Annotated in this window: 17 protein-coding genes; 8 read left to right on the forward strand and 9 right to left on the reverse strand. The window is 64.8% G+C overall.

Annotated features, from left to right (window positions below):
* Window positions 1-5 precede the first annotated feature (5 nt).
* Window positions 6-2,453 carry an adenylate/guanylate cyclase domain-containing protein gene (locus K408_RS0133810; RefSeq protein WP_024342981.1) on the reverse strand — a complete coding sequence of 816 codons (2,448 nt, stop codon included), beginning with the start codon at window positions 2,451-2,453 and terminating at the stop codon, window positions 6-8.
* A 235-nt stretch (window positions 2,454-2,688) separates the two neighbouring features.
* Complete coding sequence (locus K408_RS0133815) at window positions 2,689-4,764, reverse strand: AsmA family protein (RefSeq protein ID WP_024342980.1); 2,076 nt, start codon at window positions 4,762-4,764, stop codon at window positions 2,689-2,691.
* Between the two features lie 235 nt (window positions 4,765-4,999).
* Between K408_RS0133815 and K408_RS0133820 the strand changes: the two genes are divergently transcribed.
* The gene (locus tag K408_RS0133820; RefSeq protein WP_024342979.1) at window positions 5,000-5,674 is read left to right on the forward strand and encodes a Crp/Fnr family transcriptional regulator; all 675 of its coding nucleotides are present in this window, start codon (window positions 5,000-5,002) and stop codon (window positions 5,672-5,674) included.
* A 202-nt stretch (window positions 5,675-5,876) separates the two neighbouring features.
* Here the strand turns inward: K408_RS0133820 and K408_RS0133825 are convergent, their stop codons facing one another.
* From K408_RS0133825 to K408_RS0133840, 4 genes are all read right to left on the reverse strand, one after another.
* Window positions 5,877-9,011 (reverse strand): efflux RND transporter permease subunit, encoded by a 3,135-nt coding sequence (locus K408_RS0133825; protein WP_024342978.1) that lies wholly within the window; start codon window positions 9,009-9,011, stop codon window positions 5,877-5,879.
* On the reverse strand, window positions 9,011-9,940 hold the full coding sequence (locus K408_RS0133830; protein WP_024342977.1) for an RND family efflux transporter: 930 nt from the start codon (window positions 9,938-9,940) through the stop codon (window positions 9,011-9,013). The genes K408_RS0133825 and K408_RS0133830 overlap by 1 nt, the downstream gene beginning before the upstream one ends.
* Before the next feature lie 158 nt (window positions 9,941-10,098).
* The gene (locus K408_RS0133835) at window positions 10,099-10,770 is read right to left on the reverse strand and encodes an OmpA family protein (protein ID WP_024342976.1); all 672 of its coding nucleotides are present in this window, start codon (window positions 10,768-10,770) and stop codon (window positions 10,099-10,101) included.
* Window positions 10,771-10,914: 144 nt separating this feature from the next.
* Window positions 10,915-12,450, reverse strand: a complete 1,536-nt coding sequence (locus K408_RS0133840; protein ID WP_024342975.1) for a caspase family protein — start codon at window positions 12,448-12,450, stop codon at window positions 10,915-10,917.
* Between the two features lie 366 nt (window positions 12,451-12,816).
* Between K408_RS0133840 and K408_RS0133845 the strand changes: the two genes are divergently transcribed.
* Complete coding sequence (locus tag K408_RS0133845; protein WP_024342974.1) at window positions 12,817-13,623, forward strand: N-acyl homoserine lactonase family protein; 807 nt, start codon at window positions 12,817-12,819, stop codon at window positions 13,621-13,623.
* Window positions 13,624-13,681: 58 nt separating this feature from the next.
* Here the strand turns inward: K408_RS0133845 and K408_RS0133850 are convergent, their stop codons facing one another.
* Window positions 13,682-14,224, reverse strand: a complete 543-nt coding sequence (locus K408_RS0133850; protein WP_024342973.1) for a MarR family winged helix-turn-helix transcriptional regulator — start codon at window positions 14,222-14,224, stop codon at window positions 13,682-13,684.
* A gap of 110 nt (window positions 14,225-14,334) precedes the next feature.
* Here K408_RS0133850 and K408_RS0133855 point away from each other — a divergent pair, with 110 nt between their 5' ends.
* The 5 genes from K408_RS0133855 (at window position 14,335) to fahA (ending at window position 19,967) form a co-directional block, all read left to right on the forward strand.
* Entirely contained in the window at window positions 14,335-15,948 is a 1,614-nt protein-coding gene (locus K408_RS0133855; RefSeq protein WP_024342972.1) for an FAD-dependent oxidoreductase, read from the forward strand.
* A gap of 12 nt (window positions 15,949-15,960) precedes the next feature.
* Complete coding sequence (locus K408_RS0133860; RefSeq protein ID WP_024342971.1) at window positions 15,961-16,185, forward strand: DUF2783 domain-containing protein; 225 nt, start codon at window positions 15,961-15,963, stop codon at window positions 16,183-16,185.
* A 24-nt stretch (window positions 16,186-16,209) separates the two neighbouring features.
* Complete coding sequence (locus K408_RS0133865; protein ID WP_024342970.1) at window positions 16,210-17,166, forward strand: MBL fold metallo-hydrolase; 957 nt, start codon at window positions 16,210-16,212, stop codon at window positions 17,164-17,166.
* A 2-nt stretch (window positions 17,167-17,168) separates the two neighbouring features.
* Window positions 17,169-18,515: a homogentisate 1,2-dioxygenase gene (gene hmgA / locus K408_RS0133870; protein WP_024342969.1), complete on the forward strand. Its 1,347-nt coding sequence runs from the start codon at window positions 17,169-17,171 to the stop codon at window positions 18,513-18,515.
* Between the two features lie 177 nt (window positions 18,516-18,692).
* Window positions 18,693-19,967, forward strand: a complete 1,275-nt coding sequence (gene fahA, locus K408_RS0133875; RefSeq protein WP_024342968.1) for a fumarylacetoacetase — start codon at window positions 18,693-18,695, stop codon at window positions 19,965-19,967.
* A gap of 91 nt (window positions 19,968-20,058) precedes the next feature.
* On the opposite strand, the gene K408_RS0133880 is transcribed toward fahA, so the two are convergent.
* Window positions 20,059-20,370, reverse strand: a complete 312-nt coding sequence (locus K408_RS0133880) for a DUF1272 domain-containing protein (RefSeq protein WP_024342967.1) — start codon at window positions 20,368-20,370, stop codon at window positions 20,059-20,061.
* Window positions 20,371-20,443: 73 nt separating this feature from the next.
* Window positions 20,444-20,923 carry an Lrp/AsnC family transcriptional regulator gene (locus K408_RS0133885; RefSeq protein WP_024342966.1) on the reverse strand — a complete coding sequence of 160 codons (480 nt, stop codon included), beginning with the start codon at window positions 20,921-20,923 and terminating at the stop codon, window positions 20,444-20,446.
* 121 nt (window positions 20,924-21,044) lie between these two features.
* Between K408_RS0133885 and hppD the strand changes: the two genes are divergently transcribed.
* Entirely contained in the window at window positions 21,045-22,163 is a 1,119-nt protein-coding gene (hppD, locus tag K408_RS0133890; protein WP_024342965.1) for a 4-hydroxyphenylpyruvate dioxygenase, read from the forward strand.
* Window positions 22,164-22,193: the final 30 nt, after the last annotated feature.

The raw sequence follows: 22,193 nt of genomic DNA on the forward strand, positions 1-22,193 counted from the left end.
TGCGGCTAACCTCGTCGCCGCACCGCCGTGGCATCCACCACGTTCTCCACCTCCTCGCGCCAGCTCAGGATCTCCATCGCCAGCACGGGGTGATTGAAGCCCTTGAGCTGGAGATCGTCGAGCGCGCGCGCTTCGACCCATGGCTCGACCATGCCGTAGACGCGGCGGCTCACCACGATCTGGTTGGGCTTGGCTTCGCCGCAGAGGCGCGAGGCGAGGTTGGTGACGCTGCCGATCGCGGCATATTCCAGGCGCTGCTCGAAGCCGACCTGGCCGAGCGTGGCATAGCCGAGCGCGATGCCGATGCCGAACCCCAGGCTATGACCGCGGTTGCGCCAGCGCTCGGTCAGGGGGCCGATGGTGTCGCGCATCTCCACCGCCATCTTCACCGCGCGCCTGGTGTGGTCCTCGAACTGGATCGGCGCGTTGAACAGGATCATCACGCCGTCGCCGGCATATTTGTCGAGCGTGCCCTCGTACTTGAAGATGAGCTGGCCGAGCGCGGCGTGATATTCGCGCAGCACGTTCATCGCCTCTTCCGGCTCGGTCGCTTCCGTGAACGCGGTGAAGCCGCGCAGATCGCAGAACACCACCGTGACCTCGCGGCGCTGGCTGGTGAGCAGCCCCTCCGGGCTGTCGGAGGAGGCGATCAGCTGCGCCACCTGGGGTGCCAGGAAACGCTCGAGCTTGCGGATGCGCTCGATCTCGCCGAGCTGCGTCCTGACGCGCTCCTCCAGCGACTTGTTCCAGTCCTTGAGCTGCTCGGTCTGCTCGCGCAGCTTGTCGGCCTGGGCGCGCACGGTCGTGTTTGCCGCCTCCAGCGCGTGGCTCTTGTGGTCGACCTCGCTGAACAGCCGCGCATTGCGCATCGCCAGCACGGCCTGGTTGGCGAAGGTGCGCATCAATCCGATGATGCTGGGCGCGAACGCGCCGCCGGCGCGGCGCAGCACCACCAGCGAGCCCAGCGTGCCCTGCTGGTCGATCAGCGGCACCACGAGCACGGAGCTGAAGCCGGCCGCGAGCGCGACCTCGCGCAGCGGCTGCTCTGCGGCATCGCCGAGCTCGGCCAGCGCGATCGGTTCGCCGCTGTCGGCGGCATCGCTCAGGATGTTCTCGCCTTGCGCGATGGTGACATGCGCGCCGTCGGCGGACTTGTCGATGCCGTTGGCCTCGACCAGGTTGAAGCGGCGCGTCTCGGCGTCGAAGCCATAGATCAGCACCGCGTCGGCACGGGTGATCTCGATCGCGCGGGCCGCGATGGTGGCAAGCACCGCGTTGAGATCGAGCGAGGAGGCCACCGCGCGGCCGACCTCCTCCAGCACCTTGAGTTCGTGGATCGACTGCGCGAGATCACGGGTGCGTTCCTCGACCTTGCTCTCCAGGTTCGAGTAGGTCTCCTGGATCTGGTCGGCCATGCGGTTGAACTGCCCGGCGAGGTCTTCCAGCTCGTCGGAGGTGTGCACGTCGATGCGGTGGCTGAAATCGCCTTCGCCGAGCTTGTGCGCGCCGTCGCGCAGCGCCGTGATCGGGATGATCATGCGGCGTGCTAGCAGCGTGCCGGCGAGGATCGCGACCATCAGGCCCATGCCGATCAGGAGCGCGATGCGCACCAGCTGGTCGCGGATCGGCATCAGGGCCTGGGTCGTCGGCTGCTCGAACAGCACGCTCCAGCCGAGCTTCGGCACGATGCTCGCGGCGCTCATCACCGCATGGCCGTTGAAGTCGGTGCCCGACGTGTCGGGCTCGTGGCCGGGCGCGATCGCGGCCGCAACCTGCGGCAGCTTGGAGAGGTCCTTGCCGACCTCGGGCCCTTTCGATGACGTCGCCAGCACGCGGCCGCGCGGATCGACGACATAGGCAAAGGCCGCCTTGCCGACCTGGGCGTCGGACAGGAAGTCGGAGAGGAAGCTGAGATCGATCTCGGCCACGGTGACCCCGGCATTGAAGCCGGAATGCGCCACCGAGATCGACATCAATGGCGTCCGGTCGGCGAACCAGGCCGGCGCATAGCTGACGCCGCGGGCGACGGCATCGGTGAAGCGCACGTCGCGGGAGAGATCGGCATTGCTGCCGGTCGTGGTCGATTGCCTGGAGACGCGCAGCACCTCGCGGCCATCGCCGTTGAGCTGGAACAGCTGGTTGACGACCGAGACCTGGTGCAAAAGCTGGGCGTAGTCGGCGCGGCGCTTCTCCAGCGTGTCCTGGCTCGCCCGCGTCACCCAGCTGATCTGGCGGTCGAGCTCGGAGATCGACTGCTCGATCCGCCGCGCGGCGGCCTGCGCCTTGTCCTCCAGCCCGTCGGTCAGCTGCGTCCGGGTGGCGCGGTAGGAGATCCAGGTCTCCATCGCCCCGTTGACGGCGAGGACGAACACGACGAGGCCGACGAGGGAGACGACATACTTGGCGAACAGGCCCCCGCGCAGAGATCGTGTCTTGTCGTTCGCTCCTGCCATCCCGATCCTCTCGCGCCGCCGCTGACGCTGCGCGCTACTGGCCCGTACGGGCCCTTTCGAGCCGTTCTACCACAATCTGCGCCAAAGGGCCGTCGCGCGGCCCGGGACCGGCCGGCGTGGTTACTCCCTGCGAACCCCGGTGGGCAAAAGGCATGTAAATTGACGTAGCCTCATCGTTGCAGGAAGCCGCAGGAAGGCAATGGATGAAGGGTCGGCCGCGAAGTCCAGCGAGCAGTCACCGATTGAAGAGCTGCCGCAGCACGTCGTTCATTGGCTGACTGTCCTGCTGCGCGAGCGGCGGGTCCTCCAGAGCGGGGGTCGCAGGCGAGGCCTGCGGCGCCGGCGTGGAGGGCGCTGCCGGCAGGCTGCGGCTACGGCCACTGCCCGGCGCGCTGCCAGTGCTGCTTCCTGCGCCACCTGAAAGCCCCTGCTGAATCAGATTGCCGATCGCCTCCCCCAGGGGGCCGCCGAGCAGGTTGTTCTGCCCCGGCTGCTGCGCCTGCGGATTGGCGCTGCCGGCCGCATTGCCCCCCGGTGCGGCGGTGCCGCCGAGCCCAAGGTTACTGCCAAGGCTGCCCAGGATATTGCCGAGCCCGGCACCATCGGGCCCGAACAGGCCCTTGCCCATCTCGCGCAGCTTGGCATAGGCGGCATCCGGATTGTCGAGCATGCCGGCCATGTCTGGGTAGATCCGCGGCTGCGACCAGCTGCCCTGGATCATCACGGGGATGCCGAAACCGACCGGCTCGGAGGTGCGGCCCTGGCCTTCGGTCGTCATCACGAGCTTCGGCTCGACGCGAAAGCCCATCATCTTGGTGTCGAGCGCGATGGTGCCGGCGCCGGTCACGCGCACGAGGGGCCCGATCAGATTGAGATCGGTCGTCACCGCCTGGCCCTTGTCGATGCGGAACGAGGCCGAGAGCTGCGACAGATCCGTGCTCTGTTCCGGGCTGGGGTCCTGGTTTCCTTGCCAGCCCGACAGCGTGCTCGTCGTCAGCGAACGGATCATCTGCGCGACATTGATGCCGCGGATGGCACCGTCCTGGAAATTGACGAAGGCCGTGCCCTGCATGTTCGCCATCAGCGCGCGCTGGCTGTTGCCGGCGCTGCGCAAGGCAAGCTTGGCCTGCAGCTTGCCATCGATGCGGTCGAATTCGGCAAGGCCCTGGAGCAGCGGCAGCGCGCGCACGCCGACGAGATCGGAATGCATGGCAAAGCTCGGCGCCCCCGTGGTCGCGTCCAGGATCACCTCGCCCGAGACTTGGCCGCCATAGGCGCCGAGATTGGCGATTCCGGCCTTCAGCACCCCGCCGGCGAGCTTGGCATCGAGCGCAAGCGGCGCGATGCGCGCATCGCCGATCACGGCCTCGTTGGCGGAGATTCTCACTTGCGCATCGACATAGTTGAGACCGGAGACGTCGATCGGCGCATTGCTCCAGGGCTGCCCTGCCGTGCCTTCCGGCGATTTCGCCAGCGGCATCGCCAGCCGCTGGAAATCGAGGTCGACCTTGACCAGCGGCTTGCTCGCAATGTCGACGGAAGCCCAGCCGTTGAATGCGCCCTCGCCCAGCCTGCCGTTCACGCCGTTGATCATCACGACATCGCCATTGAGCCGCATCTCGGCATGGCCGGTGAGCTGGGATTTCAGCACGTCGGGCATGTCGATCGCGAAATCCACGGGAACCGTCGGCCGCTCGGCCGCCGAGGCCGGCATGGCCGCCTTGATGTCGAACTTGGTCGGATGTTCGCCGACACGCGCGGTGCCGGAGATATTGACCTTGCGGTCGCGGTCAACGATCGCGTCGGCGTTGATGGCGCTGATGCGGCCATCGACCCTGTCGCGCAGGCGCGAGAAGGCGACTTCGCCGTCGACGATCTTGATGCGGTCGATGGTCGCGCCATTGGTATCCAGCGCGGGCGGCTTCGAGGCGCCGCCGGCATTCGGCAGCCGCTCGCGCAGCAGAGGCTGGTACAGCACGGGATGGGTGACGACGAGCTCGCTGATCTCGGGGCGGCCCGACCAAACGCTGGCGAGCGATATGTCGGCCTGCACGCTGTCGACCGTGAGGCGCGTGATGCCGCTACGGTCCTTGGGACTGGCAAGCGTGAGGTCGTTCAGGGTGACGTTCAGCGTCGGCCACAGGCTGATCTTGGTGGTGCCGTCGATCGACAGGCGATAGCCGGTTGCTCTCTCGACGCGCGAGGCGATCGTCGAGGTCAGGAAGCCCGAGGGGATCCCGACCACCAGCAAGAGTGCGATCACGACGATGACGGCGGCCAAAGCCGCGCCGGCGAATTTCAATGCTCTCATGTCGACTTTCCAGCGACGGGGCGATCGGCGTCGAATCCCGCCGACGACCCGTCCTTTGCGCCTGAGTTTATCCCCGGACGGGAAGCGGCTCCAAGCGCGTAAAAATAGTCGGGGGATGCTGCAAAGTTATGTGACTTATGACACACTTTCCCGGCGCGGTTTTACGCGATCCTGAAGTCGATGGTTTCAAGTGATTTGCCAAGAGAAATGACCGGGACCCCACAAGGACATTGAAATGAGCAAGCAGGCCGAATTTGCGGTCATCCTGAAGATGAACCCGATGTTTGCCGATCTCGGCGCGGACGAGCTCCAGCGGCTGTCCAATCTCTGTCACACCCAGCACCTCGGAAACGGCGAGGTCCTGTTCCAGAAGGGCGATCCCGGGGACGCGCTGTTCGGCGTCCGCCGCGGCCAGGTGCGGATCGAAACCGGCGCCTCCGATGGCAGCCGGCTGACGCTGAACTTCATGGGTCCGGGCGACCTGTTCGGCGAGGTCGCGGTGCTGGACGGCCAGAACCGCACGGCGGATGCCACCGCGGGCGAGGCCAGCGAATTGTTCGTGCTGCGGCGCGAAGATTTCCTCAGCTTTCTCGAGCGCGAGCCGAAGGTCGCGATCAAGATCATCGCATTGCTGTGCCAGCGCATCCGCTGGCAGAGCGAGCGCATGGAAGAGTCCATGCTGCAGCCGCTGCCGGTTCGCTTGGCCCGGCGGCTCTGCGCGCTCGCGGCCGATTTCGGCTCCGAGGTCCACATCTCGCAGGAGCAGCTCGGAGTCTTCGTCGGCGCCGCGCGCGAGAGCGTCAACCGACAGCTTCAGGCCTGGCGCAAGGAAGCCATCCTCGATCTCCAGCGCGGCCGCATCCTCTTGCGGAACATGACCAAGCTGACGGCGATCGCGCGGAACGAGTGAGGTGCTGGCAAGCGCACCCCAATGGTGCCGCGGCGAGATTTCCCCTCGACGAGTCCCCGGCCGGAGACCACCATTTGACGGCTTCGCCGCTAGGGCTCGGCCTCCCGTGCTTGGACATCTCCCAGCCTAACGAAGACGATCTTCCCCGAGGTCAGGGTCATGGGAGTCGCTTGCAGGCATGCCTTGTGCTTCTGAATCGCGATTATTCCGCAGCACGGTGCGCGACGTTCTTCGGTGCCGGCGCAGTTTCGTGATGACCGTCGGTCTCGGCATCCTCGCTGTGCACGATCAGCCGCTTGGAGAAGCGCCAGATCAGGGCGCCGAAATCGTCCATCACCATGAACATCGCGGGCACGAACACCAGCGATAGGATGGTCGAGAAGATCAGGCCGCCGATAACCGCGAGCGCCATCGGCGAGCGGAACTCGCCGCCGGCACCGAATGCGAGCGCGCTCGGTATCATGCCGGCGGCCATCGCGATCGTGGTCATCACGATCGGACGGGCGCGCTTCATGCCGGCATCGATCATCGCCTCCTCGCGCGGTTTGCCGGCTTTGATGGCTTCGATCGCGAACTCAACCAGCATGATCGCATTCTTGGTGACGATTCCCATCAGCATCAGGATGCCGATCCACACAGGTGTGGTGAGCTGTTTGCCGGTCAGGAGCAGGGCAGCGATCGCGCCGCCGATCGAGAGCGGCAGCGAGAACAGGATGGTGATCGGCTGCAGGAAGGTGCCGAACAGCAGCACCAGCACGGCGTAAACCATCATCAGGCCCGCCGTGATGGCGGTCGCGAAGCCGTCCGACAATTCGTTCAAGCTTTCGGCGTCGCCGGAGGGCGAGACCTTCACGCCCTTCGGCAGCGTCTTCATGACCGGCAGGTCGTAGATCTTCTTGGTGGCATCGCCGAGCGCGGCAGAGCCGACGAGGTCGGCCGCGACGGTGGCCTGGCGTTCACGATCGTAGCGGTTGATGCTCGTCGGGCCCTGGTCGAGCTTGACGTCGGCAATGACCGAGAGCGGCACGCCGCCCTTCTCGCCGCGCTCGCCGAGCGGAACGCGCAACTGCTCCAGCGTCTTCAGATTGCCGCGGGCGGCATCCTCGAGCTGGACGCGGATCGGCACCAGGCGGTCGCCGACGTCGAATTTGGCGAGTGCGGGTCCGACGTCGCCGATGGTGGCGACGCGGATGGTCTGGGACAGGCTTTCGGTCGAAACGCCGAGCCGCGCGGCGAGATCGGCGTGCGGCTGGATGCGCAGCTCGGGGCGCTCCAGCGAGGTTTCGGAGATCACATTGGAGATGGTGGGAATGCGTTTCATCTGCGTCGCAAGCTCGCTCGCGACGTTGTTGACGATGTTGGCATCGACGCCGGTCACCACGAGCGAGATCGCGCGCAGGCCGTTCTCGTCCAGGAACCAGAAGCGGATGTCGGGAACGTTCTCCAGCTCCTGGCTGATGGAGAATTCAAGCTCGCGCTGGGTGATGTCGCGGCTGTCCTTGGGCGTGTAATTGATGATCAAAGCGGCGCGACGGACCTCCTGGGTGCCCGGCGGCACGCGCCCGCCGTCCACGAAGATGCTCTTCACTTCCGGCCGCTTGCGCAGGCGCGCGACGATGTCTTCGGTGACCTTTTCGGTATAGGCGAGCTGGGTGCCGGGCGGAAGCTCGAGGGCAAGCAGTGAACGGGCGCTGTCCTGGGCCGGCAGGAAGCCTTGCGGCAGCAGCGTGATGCTCCAGATCGAGGCGGCGAAGACCCCAAGGCCGATCAGCACCGTGATGAAATAATGCTTCACCGACCAGGCCACGATCCGATGATACGACCGCAATATGGGGCCGGGCGGCGGCTCCTCATGCGCATGGTGTTTGAGGAAATAGGCGGCCAGCACGGGCGTGACGAAGCGGGCCGCGAGCAGAGAGAAGAACACCTGCACCGAGACGGTGATGCCGAACTGCTTGAAGAACTGGCCGGCGATGCCCGACATGAAGCTCGCGGGAGCGAAGATCGCGATGATGGTCAGCGAGATCGCAATGACCGCGAGGCCGATCTCGTCGGCCGCCTCGAGCGCGGCACGGTAGGGCGATTTGCCCATGTTCATGTGCCGGACGATGTTCTCGATCTCGACGATCGCATCGTCGACGAGAATGCCTGTCGACAGCGTAATGGCGAGAAAGCTGACGAGGTTCAGCGAGAAGCCGAGCAGGTCCATCGCCCAGAACGCCGGGAAGATCGACAGCGGCAGCGAGATCGCGGCGATGATGGTCGCGCGCAGGTCCCGCAGGAACAGCAGCACGATGACGACGGCGAGTATGGCGCCCTCGAACAGGGTCGAGATCGCCGCGTGGTAATTGCCTTTGGTATACTCGACCGAGGTGTCGATCAGCTTCAGGTCGACGTCGGGATAGGCGGCCTTCAGTGCGTCGATGCGCTTTTGCACCGCCTCGGCCACCTTCACGTCGCTGGCGCCCTTCGAACGCTTGATGCCGAGTGCGACCACCGGCTCGCCGTTGAAGCGGGCGAAGGTGCGGCGGTCGGCGATGGTGTCGGTGACGGTGCCGAGATCGTCGAGTCGGACCTCGCCGCCGCCGAACAGCGGGATCATGGTGCCGGCGAGGTCGCCGAGCGTCTTGGCGCCTGCGAGCGTGCGGATCGCCTGATCGTTCTTGCCGATCTCGGCGCGGCCGCCGGCAACGTCGACATTGGTGCCGCGCAGGCTCTGGCTGACATTGACGGCAGTCAGTCCCATCGCCTGCAAGCGATCGGGATCCAGCGAGACCAGGATCTCGCGCTCCACACCGCCGATGCGCTCGACCTGGGCGACGCCGCGCACGCCCTGCAGCGCGCGCTTGACCACGTCGTCGACGAAATAAGAGAGCTGCTCCGGCGTCTTGCCGGGCGAGATGGCGGCATAGGTCACGATCGGCAGGCCGATGACGTCGACGCGCTGGATCAGTGGTTCGGTGACGTTCTGCGGCAGGTTGGAGCGCACGCGCGTCACCGCGTCCTTGACGTCGTTGAGCGCGCGGTCGGTGTTGGTCTCAAGCGCGAACTGGATCGTGGTGACCGAGAGGCCGTCGGTGATCGAGGAGGTGATGTGCCGCACCCCCTCGACGCCGGAGACGGCGTCTTCAACCGTCTTGGTGACCTGCGATTCGAGCTCGGCCGGAGCCGCGCCGAACTGCGAGACCGCGACCGAGATCACGGGGATGTCGGCCGAGGGCAGCCGCGTCACTGCAAGCTTGGTGAAGGACACCCAGCCGAGAACCAGCAGGATGATCGAAAAGACGACAGACGGCAGCGGATTGCGAATCGACCATGCCGAGATATTCAGAGCCATCAGCGTACCCGCGTGCGATCGAGTTCATCGGCGAACATGGTCTTGATCTGGTCGCCGTCATGGAGCGAAGAGCCGGCATCGGCCACGACGATTTCGCCGACCTCGAGCCCTTCCAGGATTTCCGTCGCGCTGTCGGACGACAGTCCGACCCGCACCTTGCGTGTCTCGACAATGTTGCCTTTGACGACCTGCACCGTGAGATGGTCGATGGCGGTCTTGGGGATCGAGACGCCGCAGCTGCGCTTGGCGTCGATCGAGGCGCGAGCGAACACGCCGACCTTCAGCGAGGGATTGTTCGCGACGCTGATGCGGACGCGCCCGAGCTGGGTGGCGCGGTCGATCTCGGGGGCAACCAGCCGGACCCGTCCGATCAAGTCGGGCGCGTCGTCGCGGCTGATGCGCACGGTCGCACCGGCACTGAGCTTGGACATGTGCACCGCCGGGACCTGGGCCTCGAGCTCGATCTCGTTGTTGACGGCGATGCGGAACATCGGACCGGCCTGGGGAGAGGCCGGCGCGCCGACGATGGTGCGGACCTCGGTGACCAGCCCCGGCGCAGGCGCTTTCAGCGAGATCGGGCCTTGCGGGCCGGGGCGCTGCGGCTGGCCCGGGATCTGCGGCGGCGCGGTCAGGCGCGCCAGCTCCTGGTTGTCGGCAACGACGGCTCCCTCGGTGACCAGGAGGTCGGTGACCCTGGAGCCTTCCTGGTCGGCAACGACGACGGCCTCGCGGCGCGGCACAAAGAAGCCAGTTACCCGCACCAGGTCGGAGAAACAGGCGTTGGTCGACTTCGTCACGATGACGAGCGCCTCGCTTGGCGTCTCCTTCGGTTCCGGACGGTGCCGGCGTTCGAACAGATAATAGCCGACGCCGATTGCGAGGACGAACACCACGGTCCCCGCCGGCTTGAGATACTGAGTCAAATTCATCGCCGGATCATCCTGGCCTGGCTCACGGCCATCCGCGCGCGGCCCAGACAGAGCGTTTCCCTGAAATAAAGCGGCGTCCCGCAAGGCCGCGGGACGCGCTCTGGAAGCGAGACCTTACACCACATCGCGACTGGTCACTGCAGACGAATACGTCGTGCTCACTTCGATGCGGTGGTCTTGTTTTCCATGTTGACGACCTGCACGCGGCGGTTGGCCTCCGCCAGCGGCTGGGCCGGATTCTTGAGCTTGCTCTTGCCATAGCCGACGGTGACGAGGTCGGTCGCCGAGATGTTGTACTTTTCGACGAGGTAGCGCTTGATCGAATCGGCGCGACGCTCCGACAGGTCCTGGTTGTAGGCTTCGCCGCCGGCGGCGTCGGTGTGGCCGGCGACCACGAAGGTCGAGCCTTTCAGGTCGGGGCTGGTCAAGGCCCGCCCGAGCGCCTGCACCGACGGGAGCGATTTGGCGCTGATGTTGGCGGAGTTGTAGTCGAAGGTGATTTCGAGATCGATGTTCGGCTTGTCCTTGGCGACCGAAGCGATTTCCTCGCGCTCGGTCGACGACAGCGAGCGCGTCGACCGCCCGCGCACCGACTGCAGCAGCTTGGTCTCCGCCGCGTTCGGCGCGGCTTCGGTCGGCGGGGCAATCGAGAGGCCGCGGGTCAGGGGCTTCTTGGCCGGCGGCGCGAGTGCGCGGACGATCTCGTCCTCGGTGACATTCTTGCTGTTGCTCTCATCGCCCGCGTAGGTGGCTGAGGTCGGCAACAACAGCGCGGCCCCGACGGTGATGATGGACAGGATCGCGGTAAGTCCTTTTGCAGCCGATTTCATAGCCAGTCCCTCCTGCGCAGCCAGCTCGCATGCTTCCAAACTCCAGCAACACGCCCCGGAAAGAGGCCGTTGCGGCATCCGCCCATTAGTCTTCCCAGGGCTGTTGAAGGTTCGAGGCTTCTATGGCCTCGACTCACAAAAATATCAGCGCACTCCGTAGCTTGCGAATTCCTGAACGATGTTCGGGTCCATCGCCTTGGCATTGGCGATATCGAGTGCGCCTTCCTGGGCCGAGCCGTTGCGTTGCTTGGCAAGGCCGCGGCCATAGAGCGAGGACGTCAGGCGCGGGTTGATCTTCAGGGCGGCGTCGAAATCGGCGATCGCGTTCTTGACCGCTCCGGACTTGAGGTTGACGAGTCCCCGGCTGTCCAACGCATCGACGAAGTTCGGGCGCAGGCGCAGCGCCTCGTTGCAATCCTTCAGCGCGCCCTGGAGGTCGCCGACCACCGTGCGGGTCCAGCAGCGGTTGTTCAGGGCCTCGACGTCCTTCGAGTTGATCCGGAGGGTGTCGTCGAAATCCTTGATCGCAAGGTTGTAGGCGCCCTTGCTCGCATAGACCTGGCCGCGCCGGTACAGCGCGTTCACGTCGTCCGGATTAGCGGCAATCTTGGCGGTGAGGCCCTTGATCGTGGGATCGTCGGCCAGGACGGCGGCGCTTGGGCCGGTCTCTGTGCTCGGCGCCGGACCGGGATCAATCGGTTTCACCGGTGGCGGCGGTGGCGGCGGGGGCAGGGCGGCCTCGATCTGCGGCTTCGGTGCGGGAGCCGGCGCGGGTGCAGGCGGTGCGGGAGGAGCCGGTGCCGCAGCGGTGTCGGCCGGCTTCGGCGGCGGAGGTGGTGTCGGTGGAGCAGGTGGCGGATTATTGGCGACGACGGCCGGCGCGGCCGGAGGCGCAGGTGGTGGCGTCGTTGTGGGACGCGACCCGGCGGTCCCGGGCATGAAGGAGAAGTCCTCGGCCAATGACGAGGAAATCCAGGGCACCTGCTCGCCGCGCGAGGCGCGGGTGACACCCATCTTGGTGCGGTTCAGCGTCTCCTCCGCCATCAGGTCGGGGACCCGGATTTCCTTCAGCAGCTCCTGGACGAACAGGCTGCGGTCGCCACCGCCGTCCGAGACCACCGAGGCCAGTGCCGCCGAATACATCACCAGCGTGCCGTTCGGGGCGATGACGGGCGTGAGGCCGGCCGAGAAGCTGCGGAACCGGCGCTCGAACGGGTTGCGCCTGGAGGCATCGATCAGCGCGATCTTGACACCGGCGCCGCGGGTATTGAGCTCGCCGAGCACGGTCTCGAGGCTGAAGCCATCGCGGCGCACGTCGGATTCGGTCCAGATCTGCGCATCGACCGGCAGCAGATAGCTCTGGCGTGCCGACTGGATGCCGAAACCGCTGAAGAATACCAGCGCGACGGAGCCGGGCTTGATCTTGCCGTAGAGCTTGTCGAAGGCGCGGCGCATGCCGTCGCCGGTCAGGTTCTCGCCGATCTCGACCGAAAAGCCGTCACGCTTGAGCTCATCGGCGATGTCGCGCGCATCGTTGATCGGTTCCTTCAACGGAGCATCGGCATCCGGATATTTGGCATTGCCGATGACGAGCGCAAAGCGCTCGCCGGCCGCAAGCGACGGAGCCGTCGGAACGAGCGAGATGAGCAGGGACAGAAGAAAAAAGAAGCGAATTTTCATAATCAGCGCGGTCCAGCCAAAAAGGCGCCGTTCCAGCTTGCGCCGCGGCGACCTTAACTTACGCTCCAGGCATTATCAAACCGGGGGGAGGGGGCGTCAACCGCTTGGAGATTCGTCGTTATCGCGACGATTGACCGCAACATAGGGGCGCGCCGGTAGTGGAATAAACGGGCTGTCATGTGCTCGGTGCGACCTGGTTCGATTTGCATCGGCAGCATGTTATGGCAGTCATGGCGATGAAGATGTGATCGGTCTCACATTGCAGGCCTGCCTCTGTCGCAACCTCAAATGTTTGACCTTTGCGGCGGACAATGGCTTGGTGCGCTCGATCGTCCCGCCAGATCCAACCCAGAAAAAGCAAAGACCATGGGAAACGCCTACGAAATCTACGCTCTGCGCTATGCAACGATGTCGCCGCGCACTCCCAGCATGAACTTCCTCCTGCCCGACCCGCATGACAGCGCCGCGCAGGATCTCGACTATTTCGTCTGGCTGATCCGCGGTGGTGGCCGCGAGATCCTGGTCGACACCGGCTTCAATGCCGAGGAGGCGACCGCGCGGGCGCGCAAGCTGACGCTCAATCCTGTCGATGCGCTGGAGCGTTTCGGCGTCGCGGCGACATCCATTCGCGACGTCATCGTGACGCATCTGCATTACGACCACGCCGGCAATCTCGACCGCTTCCCGAATGCGCGCTTCCATCTCCAGGAGCGCGAGATGGCCTACGCGACCGGGCGCTGCATGTGCAACGGCTTGTTGCGGCATCCGTTCTCGGTCGAGCATGTCACGCTGATGGTGCGCCACGTCTATGGCGAGCGTGTCACGTTTTATTCCGGCGATGGCGAGGTCGCTCCCGGCGTGACCGTGCATCGCGTCGGCGGCCATTCCGACGGGTTGCAGGTGGTCAAGGTCGAGACAGCGCGCGGACCGGTGGTGTTGGCATCCGATGCGGCTCATTACTACGCCAATCTGCAGCGCAGAAGCCCGTTCCCGATCGTCTATAATGTCGGCGACATGGCGATGGGCTGGGAGACGATCGAGCGCCTGGCCGGCCATCCGGATCGCTTCATTCCCGGGCATGATCCGATCGTCACGGAGATCTATCCGAGCGCCAGCGACAAGGTCGAGGCCTGGGCGCTGCACCTGCCGCCGACCCGGTCGTTTGCGAAGTGACGCGATAGCGTCACTCAGAGGGCGCCGCTGTCACGGCGCCCCGAAATGACAGAAGTGATTAATACGCCTGCTTGGCGTCCGCTTCCTTGCTGGTCTGAATCAGGTCGAGGCTCTGCTCGATCTTGCCGAGCAGGGACGAGAGCTGCTTGCGCTCCTGCGCGGAGAGGCAGGCGAGGATCTCATCTTCCCGCCGCAGCAATTGGGGGAACAGCTCCTCATAGAGCGCGCGGCCCTTCCTGGTCAGTTGCAGGCGGAATTCACGGCGGTCGGCTTCGTTCTCGACCCGCTCGATCAACTCCTGATGCAACAACGCCGTCACCGCGCGGCTGATGGTGGACTTGTGCGTGCGGGTGCATTGCGAGATGAATTGCGCGCTGCAGGCATCGTTGCGGAAGCCGAGCGTCGCGATGACGCGCCACGCCGGGATGTCGAGGCCATGCCGTTCCTGATATTCCTCCGCGAGCGCGGAACTGACTTCCGCCGCGAGCCGGTTGAGACGGAAGGGCACGAACTTGAACAGGTCGAGCCGCGGTTTTGACCGCGCCGACGTCTCGACGGCCTCCCGCGCCTTGAGCGCGATGTCGCTGGATGTCCTCGCCAAGGAGAGTGCTCCGAATTCCAGTTGACGGCCGGCCGGCTCCGGTCCAAAATAGTTGCACGTGAGACTATCTAGCAGATCAGTCCTCCCCTGACCAGAGCCGAGGTTAGTGCATGGCGCAGGCCAAATCCCAGTTCGGCTATCGACGTCATCCCGATCAGGATCGTTCGGCCCAAGGCCCGGCGGCGCATCCGGTCGTGATCGTCGGTGCGGGCCCGGTCGGCCTGTCGCTGGCGATCGATCTCGCCCAGCGCGGCCAGCGCGTCGTGCTTCTCGACGATGCCGATCGCATCGGCGAAGGCTCGCGCGCGATCTGCTTCTCGAAACGCTCGCTGGAATATTGGGACCGGCTCGGCGTCGGCGACCGCATGGTCGAGAAGGGCGTGGTGTGGAGCGTCGGTCGCATCTTCCACGGCGAGTCGCAGCTCTATCAGTTCAATTTGCTGCCGGAGGATGGCCACAAGCGGCCGGCCTTCATCAATCTCCAGCAATATTACGCAGAGGCCTATCTGGTCGATCGCGTCAGCGATTTGCCAGATATCGACTTGCGCTGGCGCAACAAGGTGACGGCACTCGAACAGCGCAACGATTCCGCTCTGCTGACGATCGAAACGCCGGAGGGCGCCTATCGCCTGAATGCGCAATATGTCATCGCTTGCGACGGCGCACGCTCCTCGTTGCGGCAGATGGTCGGCGCCGAGTTCGCCGGCCAGGTGTTCGAGGACCAGTTCCTCATCGCCGACGTCAAGATGACCGCGGAATTCCCGACCGAGCGCTGGTTCTGGTTCGATCCGCCGTTCCATGCCGGGCGCTCGGCGCTCTTGCACCGTCAGCCCGACGATGTCTGGCGCATCGATCTTCAGCTCAACCGCTATGCCGATCCTGTCGTCGAGAGGAAGCCGGAAAACGTGCGGCCGCGGATCGCGCGCATGCTCGGCCACGACAAGTTCGAGTTCGAGTGGATCTCGCTGTACAAATTCCAATGCCGGCGGATGGACCGCTTCATCCACGGCCGCGTGATCTTTGCCGGCGATTCCGCGCATCAGGTCTCGCCCTTCGGCGCACGCGGTGCGAACTCGGGGCTCGAAGACGCCGAAAACCTCTCCTGGAAGCTCGATCGCGTGCTGCGTGGCAAATCGCCCGCGAGCCTGCTGGAGAGCTACCATATCGAGCGCAGCATGGCGGCCGACGAGAACATTCGGGAATCCACCCGCTCGACCGACTTCATGGCGCCGAATTCGCATCAGGAGGCGCGGCTGCGCAAGGCGGTGCTGTCGCTCGCCAAGGAGACCGAGTTCGGCAAGCGCATGGTCAATGGCGGCAGGCTGTCGGTGCCGTGCAGCTACGACTCGCCGCTGTCATCGCGCGATGCGGATGCCTGGTCCGGTGGGCCGCCCCCCGGCTGCTCCATGCTCGATGCGCCCGTGGCTGCGCGCGAGGGTGAACAGGCTTATCTCACCGACGTCTTTCGCCAGGGTGGAACACACTTCGCCCTGCTGTCGTTCGGCAATGGTGCGCCGATCGAACTCCCTGACGGCGTCAAGGACATTCGCATCGGCGGCGAGGCCGGGCTGGCCGACCCGGCGGGTCTCGCCGCAAAGCGCTACGATGCGCAGCCTGCAACGGCCTATCTGCTGCGCCCCGACGGCTACGTCGCGGCGCGGTTCCGCCATCCGACTGGCGCGATGATCGCGGCTGCGCTGTCACGCGCCCAGGGTTTGAACTGAGGTTCTTGCGCAATGGCTCTCTCCACCAGCTCGAACTTCGTTCGCCCGGACGACGCCTTCCGCGCCATCGTCGAGGCGCATCGCGGTCTCACTGAGGAGCAGAGCGCCGATTTCGACGCGGCGCTGGTGCTGATCCTCGCCAACCATATCGGCGACATCGACGTGCTGCGCGAGGCGATCGGGCTTGCCAGGCGCCGCATGATCGACGGCCAGCAGCAACAACAGCAACAACAATAACCCTGTGACCTGAAGGACGAATTGATGGCGAAGAATTTCGCATCCACCGGCGATCTCTCCGAGAAGAAGATCACCTTCTCCGAGATCGGCACCGATCTCTATGCCTTTACTGCGGAAGGCGATCCAAACACGGCCGTCATCGTCGGCGACGACGGCTGCCTCGTATTCGACGCGCAGGCGACGCCAGCGATGGCCAACAAGGTGATCGAGCGCGTCCGCGCCGTCACCGACAAGCCGATCAAATACGTCGTGCTCTCGCACTATCACGCCGTGCGCGTGCTTGGTGCTTCCGCCTACAAAGCACAAGGTATCGTCGCCTCGCAGGAGACCTATCGTCTCATTGAAGAGCGCGGCAAGCAGGATTGGGATTCCGAATATGGTCGCTTCCCGCGGCTGTTTCAGGATGCGCAGAGCATCCCCGGCCTGACGTGGCCGACGCTGACGTTTGAAGGCGAGATGACAATCTACCTCGGCAAGCGCGAAGTACGCCTGATGCAGCTAGGGGCCGGCCACACCTCCGGCGACATCGTCGCCTGGGTGCCCGATGCTGAAGTCATGTTCTCCGGCGACCTGATCGAGTATCACTCGGCCTGCTATTGCGGCGATGCGCATTTGCGCGAATGGCCGATGACGTTGAACGAGATCCGCAACTTCAATCCGAAGGCGATCGCGCCCGGCCGCGGCGATGCGCTGAAGGGCGTTAGCACGGTTCGCGAGGCCATCGCCATGACGCGCGACTTCGTCACCTCGCTCTATGGCGCCGCCGAAATCTCCGTCGCCAAGGGGCGCACGCTGAAGGAATCGATGGCGGCGACCCGCGAGGTGATGGATCCCAAGTTTTCCAGCTTCGCCATCTACGAGCACTGCCTGCCATTCAACGTCTCGCGCGCCTACGACGAGGCATCGGGGATCGATGATCCCGTGATCTGGACCGACAAGCGCGACCAGGAAATGTGGGCCGCCCTGCAAGGAGGAGGATAGTCATGAACATCAATACCTCGCCTGACCAGATCGTCCGCAGCTCGGCCCAGGTGACGCCGGGCTACATGTCCGGATTCGGCAACAGCTTCGAGACCGAGGCGCTGCCGGGCGCGTTGCCCATCGGGCGCAACTCGCCGCAGCGCTGCGCCTACGGGCTCTATGCCGAGCAGCTCTCCGGCTCGCCCTTTACCGCGCCGCGCGGCAGCAATGAGCGTTCCTGGCTCTACCGCATCCGCCCCTCGGTGAAGCATTCCGGCCGCTTCGAGAAGGCCGATGCCGGGCTGTGGCGCTCGGCGCCTTGCCATGAATACGACCTGCCGATCGCGCAGCTGCGCTGGGATCCGACGCCGCTTCCGAAGGATGAAGTCACCTTCGTTCAGGGCGTGCAGACCATGACGACCGCGGGCGACGTCAACGCCCAGGCCGGCATGGCCGCGCATGTCTACCTCATCACCAAGTCGATGGTGGACCAGCATTTCTACAATGCCGACGGCGAGCTGATGTTCGTGCTTCAGCAAGGCAATCTTCGCCTTGTCACCGAGTTCGGCCGCATCGATGCCGAGCCGGGCGAGATCGTGGTGATCCCGCGCGGCGTCAAGTTCCGCGTCGAGATCCCGAGCGGGCCGGCGCGCGGCTATCTCTGCGAGAATTATGGCGGCGCGTTCACACTGCCGGAGCGCGGACCGATCGGTGCCAACTGCCTCGCCAATGCGCGCGACTTCCTCACGCCCGTGGCGCATTACGAGGACAAGGACACGCCGACCGAGCTCTTCGTGAAGTGGGGCGGTTCGCTGTTCAAGACGCAGCTCCCTCATTCGCCGATCGACGTCGTCGCCTGGCACGGCAATTACGCGCCGTACAAATACGATCTGCGCACCTTCTCTCCCGTCGGCGCGATCGGCTTCGACCATCCCGATCCCTCGATCTTTACGGTGCTGACCTCGCCGTCGGAGACGGCAGGCACCGCGAATATCGACTTCGTGATCTTCCCCGAGCGCTGGATGGTCGCGGACAACACCTTCCGTCCGCCTTGGTATCACATGAACATCATGAGCGAGTTCATGGGCCTGATCTACGGCGTCTACGATGCCAAGCCGCAAGGCTTCGTCCCCGGCGGCATGAGCCTGCACAATTGCATGCTGCCGCACGGTCCCGACCGGGACGCCTTCGAGCACGCCAGCAACGGCGAATTGAAGCCCGTGAAGCTGACCGGCACCATGGCCTTCATGTTCGAGACCCGCTACCCGCAGCGCGTCACCGCACATGCGGCGAAATCCTCGACGCTGCAGGAGGACTACGCCGATTGCTGGAACGGATTGGAGAAGCGGTTCGATCCGAGCAGGCCGTAGCTTTCGTCGCCCTCTCCCCTTGCAGGAGAGGGTGGCTCGTCGCGAAGCGACGAGACGGGTGAGGGGTCTCTCTCCGCGACCTCTCTTGCGATTGAGTTTGCCGACAGAGACCCCTCATCCGGCGCTTCGCGCCAGCTTCTCCCACGAGGGGAGAAGGAAGAAAGAACCGAGCCAAACGTGACAACCCACCCCAACGATCCCAGCCTCCGCTCCTTCATCGACGTGGATCCCGCTTCCGACTTCCCGATCCAGAACCTGCCCTATGGTGTTTTCTCAACCGCAGCCAATCCGACGCCGAGGGCTGGGGTGGCGATCGGCGACTGCGTGCTCGACCTTTGGACGCTCGAGCAGGAGTCCAGGCTCGACGTGGGGCCGCTCGGCGTGTTCTCCGAAGCTTCGCTCAATCGGTTCATGGCGCTGGGCCCAAAGGTCTGGTCGAAAGCCCGTGCGCGCATCAGCGAGCTCTTGCGGCACGACAATCCCGAGCTGCGCGACAACGAGGAGCTGCGCAAGCAGGCCCTGGTTCCGATGCGCGATGCCAAGTTACACATGCCGTTCGCCGTTTCCGGCTACACCGATTTCTACTCGTCGAAGGAGCACGCCACCAATGTTGGCGTGATGTTCCGGGGCAAGGACAACGCGCTGCAGCCGAACTGGCTGCATATGCCGATCGCCTACAACGGGCGCGCCTCCACCGTCGTGGTGTCGGGCACGAAAGTGAAGCGGCCACGGGGACAGCTGAAGCCGCCGAATGTCGAGCTGCCGAGCTTTGCGCCGTGCAAGCGGCTCGACTTCGAGCTGGAGATGGGCGTCGTCATCGGCCAGTCATCACCGATGGGCGGCATGCTCAGCGAGCAACAGGCCGAGGAGATGATCTTCGGCTTCGTGCTGCTCAACGATTGGAGCGCGCGCGACATCCAGCAATGGGAATATGTGCCGCTCGGCCCGTTCCTGGCCAAAGCCTTCGCGACTTCAATCAGCCCCTGGGTGGTGACGCGCGAGGCGCTGGAGCCGTTCCGGCTGAAGGGGCCGGAGCAGGAACCGGTGCCGCTCGACTACCTCAAGCAGACGAAGCCGCAGAACTACGATGTCGAGCTGGACGTCTCGCTCCGCGCTGCAGGTGCCAATGCACCCGCCAGCATCAGCCGTACCAACTTCAAATACATGTACTGGTCTTCGGTGCAGCAGCTCATGCACCACGCCTCCTCTGGCTGCGCCATGAATGTCGGTGACCTCTTGGGCAGCGGCACCATCTCCGGCCCGGAAAAAAACCAGCGCGGCAGCCTGCTGGAGATCAGCTGGAACGGCACCGAGCCGGTCGAGCTGCCTGGCGGCGTCAAGCGCTCCTTCCTGGAAGACGGCGACAGCCTCGTGATGCGCGGCTGGTGCCAGGGCGAGGGCTATCGCGTCGGGTTCGGTGAGGTCGAGGGAACGATCTTGTCGGCGGAGTGAGATCCGTTTTTGTTGGGCCCGCGCGGCGCGAACCCGGAACCCCGAAATTCCGGGCTCGATGCTGCGCATCGCCCCGGAATGACCGGCCAAATCACCGTCTTTCTGGCGGCACGTCCTTTACCCGTGCGCAATGCGCTGCGATATCCTCCACGCTGTACTTCAAATGCACCCGCTTGTCCGACGGCGCCTGCTTGGTCGTGCAAACGCCCGGCCGCCATTCCTGCGTCGGCCTGATCGGGCGTGGGGCAAAGCCGCCGCCGCAATTCGGGCAGACGTTGAAGAGTTTCGTCTCGACGCAGTCCGCACAGAACGTGCATTCATAGGAGCAGATCCGCGCATCGGTTGCGTTGGGCGGCAGGTCGCGGTCGCAATATTCGCAGTTCGGCCGAAGCTGGAGGGCCATGTCGAATCTCCGCACATCGAGCTGGATCATCGCAGATCGCCCACGCCGCGCGAATGCCATAGTTCCCTCGATTTCAGCCGGCCCCGATCTCCCTGAGCGGCAGCTTTGAGCTCTCCTTCAGCCGATCCAGCACGATGGAGGAACGCACATGGGCCACGCTCTGGTGCGGCATCAGGACGTCGTTCACGAGGTTGGAGAGGCCCTTGAGGTCACGCAGCACGGCCTTCAGCACATAGTCGGCATCGCCCGTAAGCGAATACGCCTCCTGGATCTCGTCGATCCGGTTCACCAACGCCCGAAAACGCTTGGAGTTATCCGGCGAGTGAGTCGCAAGCCCGACCTGGATGAAAGCGATCACGCCGAAGCCGAGCGCCTCGCTGGACAGGTCCGCATGATAGCCCGCAATCACCTTCGCCTCCTCAAGTCGCATCCGCCGCCTCGAGCATTGCGAGGCTGAGAGGCCCGCGACCTCGGCGAGCTCCTGGTTGGTAAGCCGGCCGTCGTCCTGCAGCGCGCCGAGGATCTTGAGATCGAAGACATCAACTGAAATCATGCGCCGATCGCCCAATATGTGCACGGATCGTGCACAGGATAGCGAAAACGCGTCTCGTTTGCACGCTCCTTGCAGGCGCCATGAAGGATAGTTCCTGCCAGCAGCAATCTGGGAGAATACCATGGGTCCGTTTCCGCACGATGCACCGCCGGCCGCGATCAGTGCCGACAACCCGATGGGCACCGATGGCTTCGAGTTCGTCGAATACGCGCACCCCAATCCGGAAGAACTGCACGCCCTGTTCAAGCTGATGGGTTATGCACCCGTCGCGCGCCACAGAACCAAGAAGATCACGGTCTATCGCCAGGGCGACATCAACTATCTCGTCAACGAGGAGCCTGGCACCCACGGCCATGACTTCGTCGCCGCGCACGGCCCCTGCGCGCCATCGATGGCGTTCCGCGTGGTGGATGCCAGGGCAGCATATGACCGCGCGATTTCGCTCGGTGCCGAACCCGCCGACCTATCATCCGCGCAGAAGACGCTCGACGTCCCCGCGATCAGGGGCATCGGCGGCAGTTTGCTTTATCTCATCGATCGCTACGGCGCCAAGGGATCGGCGTATGATGCCGAGTTCGAGTGGCTGGGCGGACGCGATCCACGGCCGGCCGGTGCCGGCCTGTTCTATCTCGATCATCTCACCCATAATGTCCATCGCGGCCGCATGGACGTCTGGGCCGGCTTCTATGAGAAGCTGTTCAACTTCCGCCAGATCCGCTTCTTCGACATCGAGGGCCGCGCGTCCGGCCTGTTCTCGCGGGCGCTGACCAGCCCGGACGGCAAGATCCGGATTCCGATCAACGAGGACGCCGGCGATGCCGGCCAGATCGAGGAATATCTGAAGACCTATCGCGGCGAGGGCATCCAGCACATCGCCTGCGGCTGCCGGGATATCTATCGTACCATCGAGGGCTTGCGCGAGGCCGGCCTGCCGTTCATGCCGTCACCACCCGACACCTATTTCGAGCGGATCGACGCGCGCCTGCCCCAGCATGGCGAAGACATCGCACGCCTCAAGAAGAACGGCATCCTCATCGACGGCGAGGGCGTGGTCGACGGCGGCCAGACCAAGGTGCTGCTGCAAATCTTCTCGGCCAACGCGATCGGGCCGATCTTCTTCGAGTTCATCCAGCGCAAGGGCGACGACGGCTTCGGAGAGGGCAACTTCAAGGCCCTGTTCGAATCGATCGAGGAAGATCAAATCCGGCGCGGGGTGCTGAAGGTCGGGACGGCAGCGTAGGCGCTGCTTTGAGGCACGCTGGTGCGACAC

The organism is Bradyrhizobium sp. in8p8 (assembly GCF_000426845.1).
In the GTDB taxonomy this organism is placed as follows: domain Bacteria; phylum Pseudomonadota; class Alphaproteobacteria; order Rhizobiales; family Xanthobacteraceae; genus Bradyrhizobium; species Bradyrhizobium japonicum_C.

What these genes read in the sequence shown, in the direction of transcription:
- K408_RS0133815 (WP_024342980.1), bottom strand. Translation starts at nt 4,764, where the DNA reads ATGAGAGCATTGAAATTCGCCGGCGCGGCTTTGGCCGCCGTCATCGTC.
- K408_RS0133840 (WP_024342975.1), bottom strand. Translation starts at nt 12,450, where the DNA reads ATGAAAATTCGCTTCTTTTTTCTTCTGTCCCTGCTCATCTCGCTCGTT.
- K408_RS0133855 (WP_024342972.1), top strand. Translation starts at nt 14,335, where the DNA reads ATGGCGCAGGCCAAATCCCAGTTCGGCTATCGACGTCATCCCGATCAG.
- K408_RS0133865 (WP_024342970.1), top strand. Translation starts at nt 16,210, where the DNA reads ATGGCGAAGAATTTCGCATCCACCGGCGATCTCTCCGAGAAGAAGATC.
- K408_RS0133835 (WP_024342976.1), bottom strand. Translation starts at nt 10,770, where the DNA reads ATGAAATCGGCTGCAAAAGGACTTACCGCGATCCTGTCCATCATCACC.
- K408_RS0133885 (WP_024342966.1), bottom strand. Translation starts at nt 20,923, where the DNA reads ATGATTTCAGTTGATGTCTTCGATCTCAAGATCCTCGGCGCGCTGCAG.
- K408_RS0133845 (WP_024342974.1), top strand. Translation starts at nt 12,817, where the DNA reads ATGGGAAACGCCTACGAAATCTACGCTCTGCGCTATGCAACGATGTCG.
- K408_RS0133825 (WP_024342978.1), bottom strand. Translation starts at nt 9,011, where the DNA reads ATGGCTCTGAATATCTCGGCATGGTCGATTCGCAATCCGCTGCCGTCT.
- hmgA (WP_024342969.1), top strand. Translation starts at nt 17,169, where the DNA reads ATGAACATCAATACCTCGCCTGACCAGATCGTCCGCAGCTCGGCCCAG.
- K408_RS0133820 (WP_024342979.1), top strand. Translation starts at nt 5,000, where the DNA reads ATGAGCAAGCAGGCCGAATTTGCGGTCATCCTGAAGATGAACCCGATG.
- hppD (WP_024342965.1), top strand. Translation starts at nt 21,045, where the DNA reads ATGGGTCCGTTTCCGCACGATGCACCGCCGGCCGCGATCAGTGCCGAC.
- K408_RS0133830 (WP_024342977.1), bottom strand. Translation starts at nt 9,940, where the DNA reads ATGAATTTGACTCAGTATCTCAAGCCGGCGGGGACCGTGGTGTTCGTC.
- K408_RS0133810 (WP_024342981.1), bottom strand. Translation starts at nt 2,453, where the DNA reads ATGGCAGGAGCGAACGACAAGACACGATCTCTGCGCGGGGGCCTGTTC.
- K408_RS0133880 (WP_024342967.1), bottom strand. Translation starts at nt 20,370, where the DNA reads ATGGCCCTCCAGCTTCGGCCGAACTGCGAATATTGCGACCGCGACCTG.
- K408_RS0133860 (WP_024342971.1), top strand. Translation starts at nt 15,961, where the DNA reads ATGGCTCTCTCCACCAGCTCGAACTTCGTTCGCCCGGACGACGCCTTC.